This is a genomic window from Methanoregula sp. (assembly GCF_049510175.1).
Taxonomy (GTDB): Archaea; Halobacteriota; Methanomicrobia; order Methanomicrobiales; family Methanospirillaceae; genus Methanoregula.
In genome coordinates this window covers 111,433-129,674 of record NZ_JBEKZF010000003.1, presented here as the reverse complement: position 1 = coordinate 129,674, position 18,242 = coordinate 111,433, and the positions used below count along the sequence as shown (strand labels likewise).

Annotated in this window: 21 protein-coding genes; 16 read left to right on the top strand and 5 right to left on the bottom strand. The window is 52.3% G+C overall.

Translation table 11 applies throughout. From position 1 onward, the window contains the following. Window positions 1-7 precede the first annotated feature (7 nt). The 13 genes from ABSG49_RS06330 to ABSG49_RS06270 all read left to right on the top strand — a co-directional run bounded on the left by ABSG49_RS06330 (window position 8) and on the right by ABSG49_RS06270 (window position 9,900). Window positions 8-364 carry a dihydroneopterin aldolase family protein gene (locus ABSG49_RS06330; RefSeq protein ID WP_424025275.1) on the top strand — a complete coding sequence of 119 codons (357 nt, stop codon included), beginning with the start codon at window positions 8-10 and terminating at the stop codon, window positions 362-364. Further along, window positions 333-1,163, top strand: a complete 831-nt coding sequence (locus ABSG49_RS06325) for a TatD family hydrolase (protein WP_424025274.1) — start codon at window positions 333-335, stop codon at window positions 1,161-1,163. Before ABSG49_RS06330 ends, ABSG49_RS06325 begins: the two co-directional genes overlap by 32 nt. 56 nt (window positions 1,164-1,219) lie before the next feature. Beyond that, window positions 1,220-1,513: a DUF424 domain-containing protein gene (locus tag ABSG49_RS06320; protein WP_424025273.1), complete on the top strand. Its 294-nt coding sequence runs from the start codon at window positions 1,220-1,222 to the stop codon at window positions 1,511-1,513. Further along, complete coding sequence (locus ABSG49_RS06315; RefSeq protein WP_424025272.1) at window positions 1,510-2,550, top strand: 60S ribosomal export protein NMD3; 1,041 nt, start codon at window positions 1,510-1,512, stop codon at window positions 2,548-2,550. The genes ABSG49_RS06320 and ABSG49_RS06315 overlap by 4 nt, the downstream gene beginning before the upstream one ends. A 3-nt stretch (window positions 2,551-2,553) precedes the next feature. Then, window positions 2,554-3,432, top strand: coding sequence for a class I SAM-dependent methyltransferase (locus tag ABSG49_RS06310; RefSeq protein ID WP_424025271.1), 879 nt, complete (start codon window positions 2,554-2,556; stop codon window positions 3,430-3,432). Next, window positions 3,429-4,592, top strand: a complete 1,164-nt coding sequence (gene coaBC, locus ABSG49_RS06305) for a bifunctional phosphopantothenoylcysteine decarboxylase/phosphopantothenate--cysteine ligase CoaBC (protein WP_424025270.1) — start codon at window positions 3,429-3,431, stop codon at window positions 4,590-4,592. Before ABSG49_RS06310 ends, coaBC begins: the two co-directional genes overlap by 4 nt. A gap of 137 nt (window positions 4,593-4,729) precedes the next feature. Continuing rightward, complete coding sequence (locus ABSG49_RS06300; RefSeq protein WP_424025269.1) at window positions 4,730-5,158, top strand: HAMP domain-containing protein; 429 nt, start codon at window positions 4,730-4,732, stop codon at window positions 5,156-5,158. A 153-nt stretch (window positions 5,159-5,311) separates the two neighbouring features. Further along, on the top strand, window positions 5,312-5,659 hold the full coding sequence (locus ABSG49_RS06295; protein ID WP_424025268.1) for a roadblock/LC7 domain-containing protein: 348 nt from the start codon (window positions 5,312-5,314) through the stop codon (window positions 5,657-5,659). Then, entirely contained in the window at window positions 5,650-6,495 is an 846-nt protein-coding gene (locus tag ABSG49_RS06290) for a roadblock/LC7 domain-containing protein (RefSeq protein WP_424025267.1), read from the top strand. Before ABSG49_RS06295 ends, ABSG49_RS06290 begins: the two co-directional genes overlap by 10 nt. 103 nt (window positions 6,496-6,598) lie before the next feature. Further along, entirely contained in the window at window positions 6,599-7,465 is an 867-nt protein-coding gene (locus ABSG49_RS06285) for a pantoate kinase (RefSeq protein ID WP_424025266.1), read from the top strand. Next, window positions 7,462-8,193, top strand: a complete 732-nt coding sequence (locus ABSG49_RS06280; protein WP_424025265.1) for a 4-phosphopantoate--beta-alanine ligase — start codon at window positions 7,462-7,464, stop codon at window positions 8,191-8,193. The genes ABSG49_RS06285 and ABSG49_RS06280 overlap by 4 nt, the downstream gene beginning before the upstream one ends. Next, the gene (locus tag ABSG49_RS06275) at window positions 8,180-9,175 is read left to right on the top strand and encodes a DNA polymerase III delta subunit-related protein (RefSeq protein WP_424025264.1); all 996 of its coding nucleotides are present in this window, start codon (window positions 8,180-8,182) and stop codon (window positions 9,173-9,175) included. Before ABSG49_RS06280 ends, ABSG49_RS06275 begins: the two co-directional genes overlap by 14 nt. Further along, window positions 9,172-9,900 (top strand): class I SAM-dependent methyltransferase, encoded by a 729-nt coding sequence (locus tag ABSG49_RS06270; RefSeq protein ID WP_424025263.1) that lies wholly within the window; start codon window positions 9,172-9,174, stop codon window positions 9,898-9,900. Before ABSG49_RS06275 ends, ABSG49_RS06270 begins: the two co-directional genes overlap by 4 nt. A 473-nt stretch (window positions 9,901-10,373) precedes the next feature. Here ABSG49_RS06270 and ABSG49_RS06265 read toward each other — a convergent pair whose 3' ends face one another. From ABSG49_RS06265 to ABSG49_RS06255, 3 genes are all read right to left on the bottom strand, one after another. Beyond that, window positions 10,374-11,183, bottom strand: a complete 810-nt coding sequence (locus tag ABSG49_RS06265) for a hypothetical protein (protein WP_424025262.1) — start codon at window positions 11,181-11,183, stop codon at window positions 10,374-10,376. 652 nt (window positions 11,184-11,835) lie between these two features. Further along, complete coding sequence (locus ABSG49_RS06260) at window positions 11,836-13,161, bottom strand: AIR synthase-related protein (protein WP_424025261.1); 1,326 nt, start codon at window positions 13,159-13,161, stop codon at window positions 11,836-11,838. Window positions 13,162-13,229: 68 nt separating this feature from the next. Further along, entirely contained in the window at window positions 13,230-14,195 is a 966-nt protein-coding gene (locus ABSG49_RS06255; RefSeq protein ID WP_424025260.1) for a tetratricopeptide repeat protein, read from the bottom strand. Window positions 14,196-14,461: 266 nt separating this feature from the next. Between ABSG49_RS06255 and ABSG49_RS06250 the strand changes: the two genes are divergently transcribed. Then, window positions 14,462-14,965, top strand: a complete 504-nt coding sequence (locus ABSG49_RS06250) for a hypothetical protein (RefSeq protein WP_424025259.1) — start codon at window positions 14,462-14,464, stop codon at window positions 14,963-14,965. Here the strand turns inward: ABSG49_RS06250 and ABSG49_RS06245 are convergent. After that, entirely contained in the window at window positions 14,955-15,146 is a 192-nt protein-coding gene (locus ABSG49_RS06245) for a rubredoxin (RefSeq protein WP_424025258.1), read from the bottom strand. The two genes, ABSG49_RS06250 and ABSG49_RS06245, sit on opposite strands and share 11 nt — an antisense overlap. Before the next feature lie 67 nt (window positions 15,147-15,213). Continuing rightward, the gene (locus ABSG49_RS06240) at window positions 15,214-15,819 is read right to left on the bottom strand and encodes an endonuclease dU (protein WP_424025257.1); all 606 of its coding nucleotides are present in this window, start codon (window positions 15,817-15,819) and stop codon (window positions 15,214-15,216) included. Window positions 15,820-15,857: 38 nt separating this feature from the next. Between ABSG49_RS06240 and aglJ the strand changes: the two genes are divergently transcribed. Both aglJ and lsrF read left to right on the top strand, forming a co-directional pair. Then, window positions 15,858-16,781, top strand: a complete 924-nt coding sequence (gene aglJ, locus ABSG49_RS06235; protein ID WP_424025256.1) for an S-layer glycoprotein N-glycosyltransferase AglJ — start codon at window positions 15,858-15,860, stop codon at window positions 16,779-16,781. Between the two features lie 599 nt (window positions 16,782-17,380). Then, on the top strand, window positions 17,381-18,205 hold the full coding sequence (gene lsrF, locus ABSG49_RS06230; protein ID WP_424025255.1) for a 3-hydroxy-5-phosphonooxypentane-2,4-dione thiolase: 825 nt from the start codon (window positions 17,381-17,383) through the stop codon (window positions 18,203-18,205). Window positions 18,206-18,242 lie beyond the last annotated feature (37 nt).

The window sequence follows — 18,242 nt, the reverse complement described above, 5'->3', positions numbered from 1 at the left end:
GGGGATTATGACAAGCGACCGGGAACAGGTAGTGTTTGAAGCCGGGATCAAGCTCGGTGCACTCTACCACCAGTGGGTGGGGACTCCCATCTCCCGGGTATCCGCGGGGAGTGTCGAGACGGCAATTGAGCGGGCGGTCATCCTCCAGCCGTTCGTTGAAGAGATCACCGTCAGGTTTGATCGCAGCCTGATGACGGAGAACAGGTTCGGGTACAGCGAACTGTCCGGCATGATGTTCGATGTGGAGATCGTGACCCGGGTCGGGTTTGCCTACTGCCGGGCGCGCCTCGCACCGGAACAGGGATACCCCCTGATGAAAATTGTGGAATGCCATGAAATCCAGAACCTATCCCGTGACCGATGATCATATCCATATCGATCCGGTCAACGGCCGCGGCATCGAAGCCGTAAAGGACTTTTCCCGGGCCGGGGGCACGCATCTGTTCCTGGTTTCAAAACCGTCCTGGTCATTGTCCGTCAACCCTTCATCCGGTGCAGATTATGCCAAGGTATTCGACGAGACGATCCGTATCGCCGCGCTGATCGCGGAGACGGGGGTAGTCGCATTTCCCGTGCTTGGCGTCCATCCCGCCGAGATTACCCGGCTTACGGAACGCATGCCGCTCATGGATGCTGTCGAGATTATGAAAGGCGGAATCGATTGTGCCGCCCGGTATGTCCAGGAAGGAAAAGCCGTTGCCCTGAAAAGCGGGCGGCCGCATTATGACGTGAGTCCGGCACTGCTGGCCGCATCGAACGACATACTCATGCATGCCCTCACCCGTGCCGCAGACTGCGGGTGCGCCCTCCAGGTGCATGCCGAGACCGGGCCCTGCAGTGACATTGCAGACATGGCCCGTCATGCCAAAGTCCCGGTTGAAAGGGTCGTCAAACACTACGGGTCTCCTGATACGCCGCTGCACCCGTCGCTGATTGCACGGCATGAAGCAATCCCGGATCTGGTGCGCAGGGGAAGACCCTTCACCATGGAGAGTGACTACATGGATGAAAATACCCGGCCGGGTGCCGTGATCGGCCCGAAATCAGTGCCCCGGTATACCAACAAGCTCGTTTTATCCGGCCGGATTACTGAACAAGACTGCTTCCGGATCCACGCAGAGACCATCCAGAAAGTCTATGGCGTAACAATCACACTCTTCTGATTTGTATACTGGTACAGACTCACCTTTTTTTATTCCTGCCCGCCAATGAGTGATCAATGTTTCTGAAGATTCACCGTTCCCCGGGCTCGGGGGATGTCGTGGCAGTCTGCGATCGCGAGCTGATCAATACGACGATAAGCCATGAAAAGATCACGGTCACTATCACCGACGCGTTCTATGGCAGCTCCCCTGCAACAGAAGCAGATGTCAGGGCGGCGCTGAAAAATGCCGGAAATATCAACCTGATGGGAGAACGGAGCGTTAACCTCGCTCTCGACATGGGGCTTGTTGAACGATCCAACTGCATTATGATTGGAAAAATTCCCCACGTACAGATCTACCGGTTATGAGTATTCGTGATAATTTCTGTCCGAAATGCGGGAAGCCCTCCGATACAGAGGGGCTCTGCATGCAGTGCAGGATCGGGAGTACCCCGTGGTTCACCTGCGACGGCCGCATCAAGAACGTCCAGTGCCCCAGCTGCGGCGCAACAAAACAGGTCAACACGTGGACCGACAGCACACGCAGCCGGGACGAACTGGGACCGGAACTTGCAAAGTCGGCCGTGCATTTCCACCCGGATGTCAAAAAGCCGGTGATCGACGTAACCGTTCAGGACGTGACCGTGAACCGGTCGCGTGCCTCCCTTGTCATCCACGGTACCCTGTACAAAACACCGGTCGAGGGGACCTGCACGGTCGAGATCATCTGGAACAAGGAGCAGTGCGATCGCTGCAACCGGATCAGCGGGAGCTATTATGAAGGAGTGGTGCAGGTCCGCGCGGATGACAGGATCCCCAGCACCTATGAAGTCCAGATGTCGGCATCGATCGCGCAGCAGATCGAGGATACCCTGCAGGCCGGGGGGGAACGCCTCTCGTTCATATCCGACATGAACGAGATCCATGACGGCCTTGATATCATCATCGGTTCCCAGCATATCGGCCTGATGATATCGCAGGGAATTGTCGCCCAGCTCGGGGGACGGTATACGACACACCCGAAACTGATGGGAGAGAAGAACGGCCGGCAGCTGTTCCGGATCACCTACTCGGTGCGCCTTCCCCGTTTCCAGAAACATGATGTCGTCGTTGTCAGGAACCGCTATTACGAGATCGAACGCGTGGAATCCCACCATGTGCGTGCCTTGGATCTCAAAGATGGCACATCGAAGTCATTGCGGGACGATGACATTGAACGCATCATCGGGAATTCCCGGAATGCGGAGTCTGCGCTTGTGGCATTTTCCGACAGTTCCGGCATCGGCATCCTCGACCCGCTTTCAAGCAGGACGATCGATTTCGGAAAACCTGCATGGATGGACATCCGGGCCGGCGAACAGGTCAACATCCTGCGGGACGGTGACCAGCTCATTATCGTCAGGTAAACGATGCAGGCAAGGAAGATCGCAAAGGAACACCTCAGCACAATCAACGACGCAGAATGGGTCGATCATTCACGGAGCCCGTATGTGGAAGGCGATGCTGCGTGGGTACCGGTTAAACCGCACGAGCCATATGATGCGGAGATCCGTAAACGTCCGCGATACACGGGCAGGCGCTATTTTATGATGGGTGACGTTGCCGTCATGCATGGAGAGAAACCATCAGCTGCTGCGCTTGAAGAACTCATCCGGTTCCGCCACCCGCGCGGCATCGTCTGGATTGAATCCTTTCTGGATGTAACCCGGACACCACAGACGGAGATCCTTTGGGGTACGGCAGGAGAGGTGCACCATAAAGAAAGCGGGTATACATACATCCTTGACCCGCAGAAGGTCATGTTCTCGATGGGCAACCGGAACGAGAAGATGCGTATTGCCGGCATGATCCATGCCGGTGCCGAGTGCGAGCGCGTGGCGGACATGTTTGCCGGTATCGGATACTTTACCATACCTATGGCAGGTGCAGGCGCCCGGGTTCACGCTATGGAGATCAATCCCGTGGCATTCGGGTACCTGGAGCGGAACATCAGCGGGAACCGGCTCTCCGATCAAGTTACTGCCACACTCGGGGATTGCCGCACATCACTGGCCGGTACGTACGATCGGATTGTGATGGGGCATTTCGATGCAGTTGACATGCTATCCGCTTCCCTTGAACATGTTAAAACCGGCAGTATCATCCACCTCCACAGTATTGGCACGGCAGAGGATCAGATCCGGGAACAGGTTGAAGGCGCAGGTTTTTCTGCTACCATCCAGGTACATAAAGTGAAGAAATACCGGCCGCATGCATGGCATGTGGTGCAGGACGTGACCATTACATGACACCCGTACAGACCCTTGCCGGAAAACAGGTGGTTGTTGCTGTAACGGGAAGTATCGCTGCCGTGGAGGCAGTGAAACTTATCCACGCATTGCGGAGGCGGGGGGCCGTTGTGCAGGTAGTAATGAGCAATGCTGCGACCGGCATCATTACCCCCGATGCCCTTACTTATGCCAGCGGCAGGCCGGTCATCACCCGCATTTCCGGCCTCGTCGAGCACGTGACATACTGCGGGGATGGCGGAAGTGCCGACCTCCTGCTAATAGCTCCCTGTACGGCAAATACCCTGAGCAAGATTGCCTGCGGGATTGACGATACCCCCGTGACGACATGTGCCACCACGGCGCTCGGGAGCGGTATTCCCGTGCTTATCGTCCCGGCAATGCACCACAGCATGTTCCGGCACCCTGCACTGGTTGAAAACATCACGAAACTCAGGGGTTGGGGGTGCGGGATCCTGGCTCCCCGCATTGAAGAGGGCAAGGCAAAAATTGCCGATATTGATGAGATTCTTCTCTGGTCTGAGCGGGCAGTAATGGGAAGGCCACTGAAAGGAAAACGTGTACTCATCACCAGCGGTCCCTGCCGCGAACCGGTTGACGATGTCAGGGTCCTGACAACCCGGTCCAGCGGACAGATGGGGAGAGAACTTGCCCTGCAGGCATTCCGGCTTGGCGCAGCAGTCACGGTTGTTCACCGGGATATTTTCCCCTGCATCGACAACCTCTCTGCGGATACGGCTGACGAAATGCGAGATGCTGTACTCCAGCACCTTGCAAAACACGGAGGCACTGATATATACGTCAGCGCAGCCGCAATCTCGGATTTTGCCCCTCGTAAAAAAGAGGGCAAGATCTCCAGCGGAAAACCCGTCAGCCTTGAATTGTTACCACTCCCGAAACTGCTGGATAATGTGGTGAAATCCTACGCGCCATTCACGGTTGCCTTTAAAATAGAGAGGAGCCCGGAAACAAAGGCAAAGTCCCTGATCCGCCAGGGTGCTTCGATAGTCCTGATGAATGATCCCAAAACCATGGGGAGCCGCGATGGGGAGTATGAACTGCTCCGTAAAGGAGGTTCTTTCCGGATTGCCGGAACCAAAGAGGAAATTGCCGAAAAAATCTGGAAGGAGGTAGTACTCACCTTTGAGCGTACTTCCTAAGGTATTTTTTAAAGCCTCAAATCCTGATGAGGTAATGCCCATTTTACATTTTTTGTCGAGATTTTGGATATCCACCATGATGGAATCCCCGGAATCCTTTGGAAATTTTTATATGGTGTATTTGTAAATACTGATCCATGCCAACCATGAAGAGAACGGAAGGAACAGTATCGCAGGGCGGCTTTTCTTTTCAGATACCCATTTTTTACAAGCTGATGGTGAGTATGCTCTTTGTTGCCACGATACCGATGATCCTCCTTGGTATCGTCTCCATGGGAGGAACAACGAGCATTATTGCCAACATCGGTCTCTCAAACAGCATCTTTATCATCACGCTGATCACCCTGTCCGTTGTGGTCATGTGGAGTTTCTTCCTTGCAAATAGTATTACCAACCCCATTGTCAGGCTCTCCAAGATCGCGACCAGCATGAGTACCGGGGAACTCAAGGATCCTGAAATCGAACTGCTCAGCAACGATGAAATCGGGGAGCTCCAGACTGCGTTCAACCGGATGGTCAACACCTACAAGATCCTCGACACCCTGGCAAAAGAAGACAATGAATAAACCTGCCGATTCGCAGAGAACCGAGTCCGGTGCAGGTTATTATCACGAGACAGATTCGTTCACCGGTAAGGACGCGATGATCAAGGCAGCAGCGGGAAAGCAGGATCGTATGCAGGCAAAGCTACAAGAACCGGATAATCACGGGGGTTATGGATGCTCAAAGAAATCCTGAATAAATTCCTCATCATCAAAGACGTCCTCGCGGCAGTTGTCATAGAGGAAAATGGCGAGATCATCGAGAGTATTAAATCCGGTATCGTCATTGATAAAAACCTTGAAGACGTTATTTCCACGGTCATGCTTGATTCCAAAACAACAGCTGCACATTTGGGTAACGCCGCACTCTCCATGGTATTTGTTGAATATTCCGACAACTTCCTCATCCTCGGACCCCTTGCAGAAGAATTCTTCCTGATCATTATCGCGAAAAACAGTGTAAACATCGGTCAGATCACGTACGAGATGAAAAAGAATCAGGATGCTATTGTCTCATGCCTATGATCGAACTCATACCTGATGGAAAAAGTATCGGCTGGATGCAGGCTCCCCCACAGTGGATATTTACCCATACGGTACGGTTTATCGGCGTGGTTCGCGTGGTGATTAAGGATGGGGAAGGATTCATCCTGATCAGGAAAGGAAAACCCCTTTCCTATTATTTCAGGCATGGCCGGATTGAACTCAAGGGACATGCAGCTCTTGACTATTTCAATTCGCAATCGACAATTGAATTCAACCTCTGCAAGTACACGCCGGAAGAATTTGCCCAGGCACTGAAAATCTGTAACGTTGAGGATCAGGTACCGGATAATACCGCAGGATCTGCATTGCCTGCACCAGATAAATCTCCCTTTGCCGGGGTATCCACACCTTTTCCGGAACCAGCCCCGGTTGCGGAAGAACCAGGAGCACAACGCGTACCCAGGCCAGTCGTTGCCAGACCGAAAACCAGCGTACACACTGAAAGAGATCCCGTGATCCCCCCCCAGATAATTCTTGATGAAAAAGATATCAGAATTATCGGCCAGATCAAAAAATTAAACGGGATCGTTGCAATATCCGTCTTTGACGAAGAACAGAATATCATCCTGATGGGAGATGTGGAGATTGAACCCCTCTTAAAAATTGCGAGAAGCCTGCTTTCGACAACAGATAAGATTACTCCTCTCCTTGAATGGGGCTCCTTTGTACATATGACCCTTCAGATTCCCGAGGGCAATATCATTATCGCACCCTACAACGACTACTACCTCTGCCTGCTCACCACCCGCACCATCAATATCGGACATATTCGCAGGATCCTGCGGGATCTCCAGCAGGACGGAGAACATGTCTGATTACTCATTTTCCCATGGATAATTCTGTCGTGAGAGCAGTGCTTTTCATCAGGATTCCTTAAAAACCGGAAACACCCAACTGGTATTGGACAATGGGGCATCCATGAAACCTGGTACGGTCACTGCTTTTTGCCCGGGTCACATATCCGGCTATTTCAGGCGCGTCAACGGTACAACGAGGGCCGGTACCGGCAGTATCGGAGCGGGTATTGTCATAGACAAAGGTGTCACTGCAACCGTAACAAGGGCTGACAGGACTACGATCTGTGTAAACCGCGTAGATGCATGGGGAAAAAAAAGAGAACAGTATCACGATTCGCCGCCATTATCAACGGTCATGGGCCGACTTGGCGTTACCGCATCGGTTGTCACGGAATGCGTTCTCCCGATCGGAGCCGGGTTCGGTCTTTCTGCCGCAGCCCTCCTGGCTGCGATGACTGCTCTGAACCGGTTATATGGCCTGGATATGACGGAACACGATATCGCCCTGTACGCTCATGAAGCAGAGGTTATGCACCGTACGGGCCTCGGGGATGTCGCCGCATGCCAGGCCGGGGGACGCGTTGTCCGCAAAGGCCCGGGTATTGATGCTGTGATAGAGAGGCGGTATGATCTTACCCAGCCGTTATACGCAGTCAGTTTCGGGCCGATCCACACACCCTCCGTCCTTGGATCGCAGCAACAGATGGAGCGTGTGTCCTCTGCATTTCCCCGCACATCCCCAAAGAACGTGGAGGATTTTTTCCGGCTCTCCCAACAATTTGCTTTTGCCAGCGGGCTTGTTACACCTGAAGTCCGGCAGGTATTGCGTCACTGTACTGCGCATCAGGTCCCCGCGAGCATGACCATGCTGGGAAATGGCGTTTTTGCCTATGGACGGGACGCCCGCGACCTGCTGGGGCACTTCGGTGAAGTGTATGAATGTGGCATGGCCCGCATGGGTGCCCGGATAACAGGAGAGAAGCGATGATCCCTCCTGACCACCCCCGGTACCGATCCCTTGTTACCCGCGAGCGCCTTGCGGGATGTGCAAAAAAAGGGATTGTTGCCATGGAAGGCCTTACCGCGCACGGGCGGGGGGAGGCCTTTGATTACCTGATTGGCGAACGGACGACAATAAGTGGCCTCCTTGCCGAACAGACAGCGGCAGCGATGCTCATATCAGCCCGCCACCCGGTGATCTCAGTAAACGGTAATACGGCAGCACTTGCAGCACATGAAATCGCGGCCCTCCAGGAAGCCTGCGGTGCGCTTGTGGAAGTCAACCTTTTCCACAGGACAGAAAAACGCGTTGCCCAGATCGAGGATCTTCTCAGGAATGCCGGGGCTGATGTTTATTCAGGAGAGGCCGAGCGACTTCTCCCCCTTTCCCACGACCGTGCCTGGTGCCGCAGGGGGGGAATGTTCTCTGCTGATGTCGTCCTTGTTCCTCTCGAAGATGGAGACCGGTGTGAGGCGCTGGTTTCCTTGGGAAAGACCGTCATCGCAATCGACCTCAATCCTCTCTCCCGCACAGCACGACACGCCACTCTCACCATTGTTGACGAACTTACCCGCGCTCTTCCCGCAATCTCCCGTGCCTGCCGGGAACTTTCGGCTGCCGACCGGGACCGGCTTCTTTCGACGGTTGATAATCATTATCTTTTGTCAGAGGCAATACATGAGATGACTGCGAGGCTCTCCCATGCTCTGGATTGAGAAATACCGGCCCGGTTCATCACAGGAAATTGTAGGGCAGGATCCGGTGATCCGCCACCTCACCTCATTTGCCGGATCCGGAACCGTACCTCACCTGATTCTCACCGGACCGCATGGCACGGGAAAAAGTGTTGCGATAGAATGTTTTGCAAAGGACCTGTACAAGGAGAACTGGGAACAGAACACCACGGTTTTTCAGACCGCCGATATCTTCCTCCAGGGCAAAACCATGCTCGAGCAGGACGAGCGGTATGCTCACCTGTACCAGAAAAACCAGTCGCTCATCACCAATTTCAAGTATATCATCAAGTGGTACGCCTCGCTGCGCCCTCTTGATGCGGAGTTCAAGCTCCTGGTTTTTGAGGATGCACATGCACTGACCCGCGAGGCCCAGCAGGCGCTGCGGCGGATCATGGAGCGGACCAGCAGCACCTGCCGTTTCATTTTTTCCACTACCAACCAGAGTGCGATCATCCCCGCGATCACGTCGCGCTGCCTGCCGTTGTTCTTTGCACCGGTAGAACAGGGGGTCATGCTCAGATACCTCCGGATGATAATGGAGCATGAAAAGCCGGACAGCAGTTCATGCAGCGATGACGACCTGGACCTGATTGTGCAGACTGCGTCAGGGGACATGCGGCGTGCAATCCTGCTGATGCAGGTTGCACTTGTTACAGGAAGATGCCAGGATCTTTTTGGTATCGCACAATCGGACACAGCAACTATTGCTGCATCTGCCATCACCGCACTCAAAGAGGGAGATGTGAGAAGTGCCACCCGTCGCTTTGAATCGCTGATGATCGATTACGGTCTTTCCGGCAGCGAGGTCCTTTTCGAGATCCGCACGATCCTGCAGCGCGAATACAATCACCCGGCACTCGCCATCGCCATTGCTGATGCAGAATACCGCATGCGGCATGCACATAACGAGTACGTCCAGATGGGGGCACTGACCGCAGAGATACAGGAAATTTTTACATGACGAGCACCCAACAGGAGAAGATCCGCCAGCATTACGATACTGTTGCAGATACCTACGATCACCATTACGATCACTACCGTGGCAGGAACTACCATACCCACATCAGCAATTTTCTGATCAAGGCCCTTCCGGAAAAAGGAGAACTGCTTGATATCGGGTGCGGGACCGGCCTCTTTGTCGAGAAGTATATCAGGCACGGGGGGAAAGCGGCCGGTCTTGATATCAGTCAGAAGATGGTGGAACAGGCACGCCGCCGGTGTCCCGGATGCGAATTTACCGTTGGCAATGGAGAGAATCTCCCCTTTTGCGACAATTCATTTGATTCCGTATCCAGTCTCCTGGTATTCAGTTATGTCAAACAGCCGGAAACCATGCTGAGAGAAACATACCGGGTGCTGAGACCCGGGGGCGCAATTGCCATCTGCACCCTGGGAAAGAAACTCCTGACACGGGGCATCCCTGCATTGTACCAGATCAGCGAGAAGATGAAGGTAAAGCACGTGGTCATGAAGGATTTCGGGGAATACTATTACGACGAGGATGAGATGCAGGTCCTTTTCAGCAATGCAGGGTTTACCGATATCGCGATCAAGTGGTGCTCGTTTGCCCATATCGACATGATCGATCCGCTGTTTAATCTCGCCAGCAAGATCGAACCATTTGTGGAAAAAAGGGTTCCCCAACTGGCCTATAATATCGTCGTGAGCGCCCGGAAACCGGAGTGAAGTGGAAAACATTTTTCGACTATAATCGAGTGGCGGTTTGACGCTCTTGGGGGCTCCGAAATCGAAGAATTCTGACAAAAATACACAATCAACTCTGAATATCAAAAAATTTAATTTTTATTCTTCGAATTTTGGGAAAAAAGAAGGTCATATTGTGGTATCCATAATAACTTCGGTTTCCCCGCCAGTAAAATGCCCGGTTACAACGATATGATTACTATTATCGTTTAAATTTGTTACATAGAATGTCTTAGATGTTCCAACGGGCAATGAGGTTTGCCCATTTTCAGGACGGATATCCCCTAGATTAACACCATTGAATGATACTGCAAGAAATTGTAAATATGCGGCATCTAGACCGCCCTGATATATAATAATAAGCATCGGAGAAGGATTGCTAGGTACAGTACAGACACCGTTAACATAATTAGCACAACTGTAACCCCCTCCGGATAACTGTGCCGTAGTTGCAATTACGTAAGTTCTCTCTGGGGTTTCTGATTGGGGGGATTATAATTCTGCGCGGGATTGGAATTTGTCATTACTTTAGTAGGTGATTCTGATGGAACTTCATTTCCTATTTGTCCGGGGGTTTGTACAGGAGTACCCGGATTTGGAACGCGGACCTCAATCCAATACGATTTAACATTCCTTGCATTGATTGTGAACTGGTAATCATTCCCTCCTTCATAATATTTCTGAATCCATGGACGGGGATCTCCCGAGCGCTGCCAGAGCGTCGCATCCAATCCGCCCGGAGGTTCCACGGTATCGAGAACGTTACCGTATTTCATATCGGTAATCGTGATGGACATGGCGGGAAATACTGCAGAATTCGAACCTGACGCCGAATGAGAATCTTGTCCCCCCACATTCAATGGATCGGCAGTATACCAGAGTTCCCAGTAGCCGGAGGGGATGGTGATGATCTTTGAGCTCGCACCCGATCCACCGACAATCGTTCCGATGGTTGTTAAACGTGGGTCCTCGCGAATAGGTCCAACTGTCTTTACCGGTAGAGGGGTTACCTTGGCAGTTGGAATAACCGTTGGGACTGACGACACCTGTGGTGCGCTCCATTCCATAGGTTTCATTCCGAAAAGAGCAAGGATCGTATTTGAATATGCGACCAGCCTATTCGCGCACTCATTGAGCCAGCTCTGGTATTCATACATCGATTCCTTTGACCCCAGTACAGCTGTGCCTGTTGTCGGGATTTCGAGCGGAACCTGCGAAATATTTTTTAAAAGTCCCTGATTGATTTCATCTGCCGCAACCGGCATGCAACAACTCATGAGAATTGCCAAGACGATAAAAAGAAAAACGAGTCTCATCTACCCCTCATCTATACAAGATGAATCATCATGATGAGAGGATAATCTGTTAATAAGATTAAATCTTCTTAATTAAAGTTCTGTTGCGTTAGAATCTCGAATCTTTGTGAGATTTTTTAAAAATGGCGTTTAGTCACTGATCCGCCGCGGGGGCGCCCCGCCGGGGGCGGCGGGGTCCATCACAATTTCCTCCGGAGATTTCCGATTCCAATAAAAGAGGGGTAGCTATCCCACCTGCTAAGGGAGGGGTCTCCGGGTAACCCCCCCCTCCACGTTCCGGCTTGATGGGGGGTATCCCCTCCCAAAAACCAAAGAGGCAGGGGGGGTATGCCGGATACCCCCCTCCTCAAAAATGAGAACTGTGCAATATTGCACGTGTCCCGGGCCTGTCAACCGCATAAGGTTTCAGACGGAGCAGCCATTTCCGGAGGCAACTCATTTCTGATAAGGGGGGGGTCTGATCCGGCCAAAGGGGGGGAGGGGTCTGCCGGATACCTCCCCCCCATGGGGGTGGGGGGGTCTCCACAAAATAAAAATAAATCGGTAGGGGGGTATGCCGGATACCCCCCCTTCCGCGGATCCCCGAAAATATTTTTTTAAATTACTTCTTCCCCCTCAGCCGCTTAAGCACCCTCTCCTTCTTCTGTATCGCTGCCTCCGATGCCCGGAGCACCCCTTCTTTCATCTCCTCAAAGTCCCGCATCTCCGTATCCGCCACCTTTTTCACCGGAGTGTAGGCCGATTCACGGAACCTAGGGGTAAAGTCATGCTCCTTCCCGTCTTTTACCAGCACGGATTCAGACTTTCCTTTCTCCACATGCCCGATCTGTTTCATGACCACGTCCGCAGACCTGACCACCCGGCAGATTTCATCCGCAGCTTCACGCGGTGCGACGACAAGAAGGGCATCAAGGGAAACGCCGAGGTAGTCAATCTGCAACTTCCCGAGCATGGCCATGACGTGCGGTTCGACCAGGCTGCCGATGGCGGATTCATCGATCAATATCCTGCAGCCGGCGGTCTCGGCCATCTCGAATGCATCGCCCCGGAGTCCCCCGTTCGTCACATCGGTCATGGCATGGATCTGCGGGAACACCCCGCTCTTCATCAGGGTCTCGCACGCCATCAGGAAATTCAGGTTGATGGTCTGTTCGACGACTTCCGGAAATCCCGAATAGATCGCGGCAGTCGCAATCGTGCCTCCTCCGGCACCTTCCGTCATCAACAGGACATCCCCGGGCTGCGTGGATTTCCGGGCGGTAAGGTGTTCGGCCACTCCTACAGCGCCAACGCATCCGGTAAGGCGGCTGCCCAGTACCATGTCGCCGCCGATACGCAGCGTCGATCCGGTGACAAGGGGCACGTCCATCGCTTCGCCAACCGTCGTGATACCGGCAGTGTAATCGAAGATCTTCGCAACATCCCCGTCATCAGCAACATGGATATCCGAAAAGAGCATGACGGGTTTTGCGCCCATCACATACACGTCACGGAGCGTCGCACGGGTTACATGAAACCCTGCAAGATACGGGTAATCGGAAAGGCGCGAGTGCATACCGTCGACCGTGCAGATGATGTACTTTCCCCCGGCACAGACTGCACCGGCATCATCCATCTCATCGACTCCAACGGAAGCAGAGGTCTTCCCGATGATGCGGGCAATCTGGCGGTGGGCAAAAAAATCCCCTTTTCCCCTTGAGCCGACACCAAACTCACCCATCCGGACACCGGCCGGAACGAAGGTAAAAAAGTCACCGGACAGCCCCTGGGTATTCTTTACTTCTTCTATCACTGCGCGGGCGAACGCGGATGCATAGGAGGGGCTGGTGTTTTTCATCCGGACAATATGATCAGCAAGGTTTTTTTGCAGGGTTTTCTCATCGGTTCCTTCCGCAATTCCCCTGCGGGCATACTCCTCAACATCCATAATTTCCTGTACGTGAAACAGGCATAAAAAGGCGGAGTATCCATTCGGCCGTGCGCCCGGCTCGGCAGTTACCTGAGCAGGACGCCGAAGACATCGGAAAAGCAGCGGAGGGCATCATCAAATTTCCCGATTTTCAGAAGCGACATACCTTTGACCACACGCGTGCGGACATCTTTCACATCAATGTAATATGCCTTGTCGAAGGCACGTGCAGATTCTTCGAGCTTTCCGATCATGAAGCATGAATTGCTCATCACTACCCATGCATCTGCAATAGAGGGATCAATCTCAAGGGCATTCTCGAGACAGCGGATTGCCTCGGGATGCCTTCCCAGCACAGAGAGTGCAAGACCTTTCCGATAGAGCGCTTTTGCGTTTTCGGGTTCAATCGCGAGCGCACGGTCCAGCACCTCGATGGCCTCATCATACTCTTTCAGGTGGATCAATGCGATTCCCTTTTTAATCAGGGCAGACTGGAAAAACGGGTAAATCCTGAGTGCACGGTCATAACATGCGATCTCATCTTCGTACCGTTTGAGCTTCCCGCCTGCAAATCCTTTGTTTACCCACGCGGAGAGGTACCGTGGCCGGATTTCAAGGGCACGGTCGCAACAGCGGATCTCCGCTTCAAATTTCCCGAGCATCCCCAGGGCAACGCCCTTGTTGTTCCAGGCCGTTGCATTCTCCGGATCGATCTGCAATGCCCGTTCACAACACTTGACTTTGTCCTCGAACAGGTCGAGCATACCAAAGGCAAATCCCTTGTTATTCCAGGCATCAACGCAATAGGGATCGAGCTGGATTGCCTTGTCACAGCATTCGATCTCTTCTTCATACCGGCCCAGTTTTCCTAAAGCAAAACCCCTGCCTACCCAGGCAAGGGCGAAATTGGGATCGACCGCCAGGGCAAGGGAAAAAGAAGTGAGCGCGTCCTCATGCCTGCCCTCCCGTCCAAGTGCAAGACCTTCAAGATATATCTCCCTGCCTTTATGGCGGGAATCAGTACTTTCTGGCATGTCCGACGTTAAGACCATTGGATGCAATCCCGGAGATATGGCGATAATTCTAACCAGTGCTTAGTGCGCGTGATATTTATGTTAACGGATTTTGCACAATGGTGAAAAAATCCCGACGGCCGGTATCAAAAATGGATCGATGAGGCAGTCTTCAGTATAAAGGTTATGTGCATTTTTGTTTTTAGATAAAATAACTAATATTATATATATTAAAAATAACATCTTATTTATTGTCCCCTCATTCGAAGGATTGCGCGAACTCTAACACGATGGGGGTCATGTTAGTGCTCGCGATCACCATCGTCCTTGCAACACTTGTACTGCTCATGGTCCTCCAGCTGCCGAACCTGTGGTATGATCCGATAGTACCGACAGTTTTTGAGATCACGAAAATCAGGGATACAAATAAAAATGGCGTGCTTGATTACGATAGTTACATGGTAGTAAAAAACAGTGGAAAAATCCCTTACGATAACAGAAATTTATATGCAAAAACCTACAGGAACGGAGTTCCCCTTCCCTGCGATATTCCAACCATGAACGGAAATGATTTTCTCCCAACACACCATGACGGAATCCAGACCTTGGGAGGATTTGGTTCTCACGATTTTTTATGGTACCCTGAAGCGACGATTTCCATTAATTACGCAAAGGGAACCTTCCATCCCGGTGACATCGTGCAATTCGAAGTATATGACAAGGCAACCAGCCAGATCATCTCGCGCGATACCTGGCCGCACACCGATGGAATTCAGGAAAGATGCATGAAAATGTATCTCAATCATTGAGACGCCTGAACACGCCTTTCTTCACTTTGAGGATCTTGCATTCGGGACAACGCCAGGTATCCGGAAGATCCTCAAATGCGGTCCCGGGCGGGATACCGTTTTTGGGATCGCCTTTTGCGGGATCGTAGATGTAGTGGCATTCAAGACATACCCATCGTGCAAGTTTAACAACCTGTGTCAATATAAAACAACTCCGTAAATCCGGGATATAAATGCAGTGATCACATTTTTCCTGTCGTTATATGAAATCACCGTTCCGGGCAATACTCCGCCCGGTCTCGTGTGCTGCCCGGGGGGTGAGTGAAACCGGAAATATTCCGGGCACAGAGCCGGGCCACCCGAAGGGGTTCGGGAATCCTGCCTTCAAGGGTGAAATCATCGCAGAAGCGCGCCGCGTCATCGTGAGGAAGTCCCCAGGCCCGGATATAGATCGTCTGGCCGGTATGCAGCCGGGCAGGAATGCGTTCACCCAGCTGCTGGTATGCAGTAATGCGGGCAGTATCATCCGGGAAATGATGGCGGATATCCTCGGTAAGTCCGTCAGAATCCTCATACGTGACGCAGATGACCGGGATACCGGATTCCTTCCTGATCCGTGAAGGATCGATCACGTTGAACCAGGCAATCACGCAGCCCGAGAGCAGGATGGCATTCAGGTCCCTGCGCTGCAGATCCTGTATCATCCGCAGGATTGTTTCCGTTCCATCCATCCCGCCAACGGTCACCGTCCCGGACGTGAACCCGTCGATGCGGAGGTCTTTTCTCATCACAACCCCGGCAAGGGTCGAACGCGTCCTGCCGGTATAACTTTCCGCAATGCCAAGTGCCCGCAGCCCTTTTTTGGGCAGATGCATAGAAGCACTTATGATAACCGATTAAAAATACTATACCAATGAAATTCAACAAGGATGAGGTCTGCATCTTAATCCCTACGCTGAACGAAGGCCCGACGATTGGCAATGTTGTCAAAGAGTTCAAGGCCCTCGGCTATAACCATATGCTCGTCGTTGACGGTAAGAGTACTGACAATACCGTTAAAATTGCCCGCGAGGCCGGTGCCAATGTCCGGACGCAGTCCGGAAAAGGGAAGGGGAATGCGATCATCGAGGCATTTGAGGTGATCGAGCAGCAGTATATCCTCATGCTCGATGGTGATGGCACGTATTCGGCTAAAGACGCAGAGAAAATGCTGACTCCCCTGTTCCTCGGGTTCGACCAGGTGATCGGTGACCGCCTCATCAATGCAGAGGAGGGATCATTCTCCCGGTTGAATCTCTTCGGCAACCATATGCTCAACCTCCTCTTCAAGGTTGCCCATAGCAGAGACCTGCACGATATCCTTTCCGGGTACCGCGCATTCACAAAGCTTGCTGTCCATCAGCTGCTCCTGAAAGAGACAGGGTTTGAGATCGAGACGGAGATCTCCGTTGAGGCAGTACGGAATGGCCAGCGGATCATGGTTGTCCCCATCAGGTATTCCCGAAGGCCGGGAACTGCCACGAAGTTGTCACCATTCCACGATGGGATCAAGATCGTCAGCACCATCTACCGGCTCGCCCGGGTAAATAACCCGATGTTCTACTTCGGCATGATGGGCATTTTTACGTCGATACTTGGGATGCTCACCGGCGTCTATGTTCTCCTTGAATGGCTCCACCACGTCGATCACATCCCGCTTACCATCCTCACCGTGCTCCTCATTGTTGTGGGTATCGAGATCTTCATGTTCGGCATGGTCAGCGATATGCTGCTTGTCTTCCACCGGGAGATTATCCGGGAGATCCAGCTCCTGCAACCGCCGAGACCACCGAAGTAATCTTTTCTGCCGTGACCTGAAAATTTTTTTTAATATCGCACTGTTGACGGTACATACCTTGAGAAATAACCGGAATGATGGTAAGGCCGGGCTGAACCCACCTGTCCCGTATGGAGCGCGTGGGAACCAGGAATATAAAAAGCAACACAGGTGAAAAAATTCATCGGCTGCATCCTTCCTGCACGCCCTTATCCATACCGGAGAGCGCCGGTTATGCGGGATAAAGCGAGGGGATTTTAATGTGGTCGTTTTTCAGAGAGAGGAAAGAACAATTTCCGAATCAGGATTTTTTCCGAAAACCTTTTTCATGTATTTCCTCAAGAATTACTTATGCAGTCGATAGATGGGTATATCGGGTATACGCGTCGGGAATATTGTAATGATGTGAGGTGCCCGATACAATTGCTCCTGAATAACGAAGCAGAAAAATCTCCCAGATATGAAGAAATCCGGGCGATTTGTGCATCCAATTGTCTCCACAGCACCCATGAATTTCACCACTGGCTGACAGGGAAGGGGTACCTCGTTGTCAGACCGGAGCATAAATAACCCCAGTTTTTTATACAAGCGTGTATCACTTATTCTCGTGAAGTGTCCCCATGGTAAATGCATATCTTGATACTGGAATCCAGAGCCGGATGAACCGGATAATCAATCCGAAAGATAACCGGGTAGTGATGCTTGCGATAGACCATCCCTATTTCCAGGGACCGACAACCGGCCTGCGCACCATGAGTAACACCATAACAACACTCCTCCCCTATTGCGATTGCCTGATGACGACACGCGGGGCAGTGCGGAGCAATATTGCGCCCGAAAATGTCGGGACAAAACCCATCATGTTACGGGTTACCGGGGGAAACAGCATCTTAAATGAAGAATTGAGTGATGAAAAGCTCACGGTTACGATGAAAGAAGCCATCCGGATGGATGCAGCCGGTGTCGCGGTCAGTGTGTATATAGGCTCTGCCAACCAGCAACAGACGATTCTCAATCTCACCGACATGATCAACCAGGCCGGCGAATACGGAATTCCCGTTCTGGCAGTAACAGCCGTGGGGAAAAACATGGCCCGGGATTTGCGCTATCTGGCGCTTGCATCCCGTATCTGCCAGGATGCCGGGGCCCGGATTATCAAGACCTATTATTGTGAGGAATTTTCCAAACTGGTCGACTGGGTTTCCCCGACTGCTGTCGTGGTTGCAGGAGGGAAGTATTCAAGTCCTCCTGACGCTCTCCAGATGGCCTTCGACTCTGTCCAGGCCGGTGCCATGGGAGTTGATTTCGGACGAAATATTTTCCAGGATGACAACCCTGTCGGCATGATCAAAGCCATTGGGTCAATTGTCCATGGGAATCATACCGTAAAGGAGGCCCTGGATATCTACAATGCGTGCTTACCCGGTGCATGCAAGCTCGACTGATTTTTTTTATCCCGTATACAGTTACTCTCCATTCGTG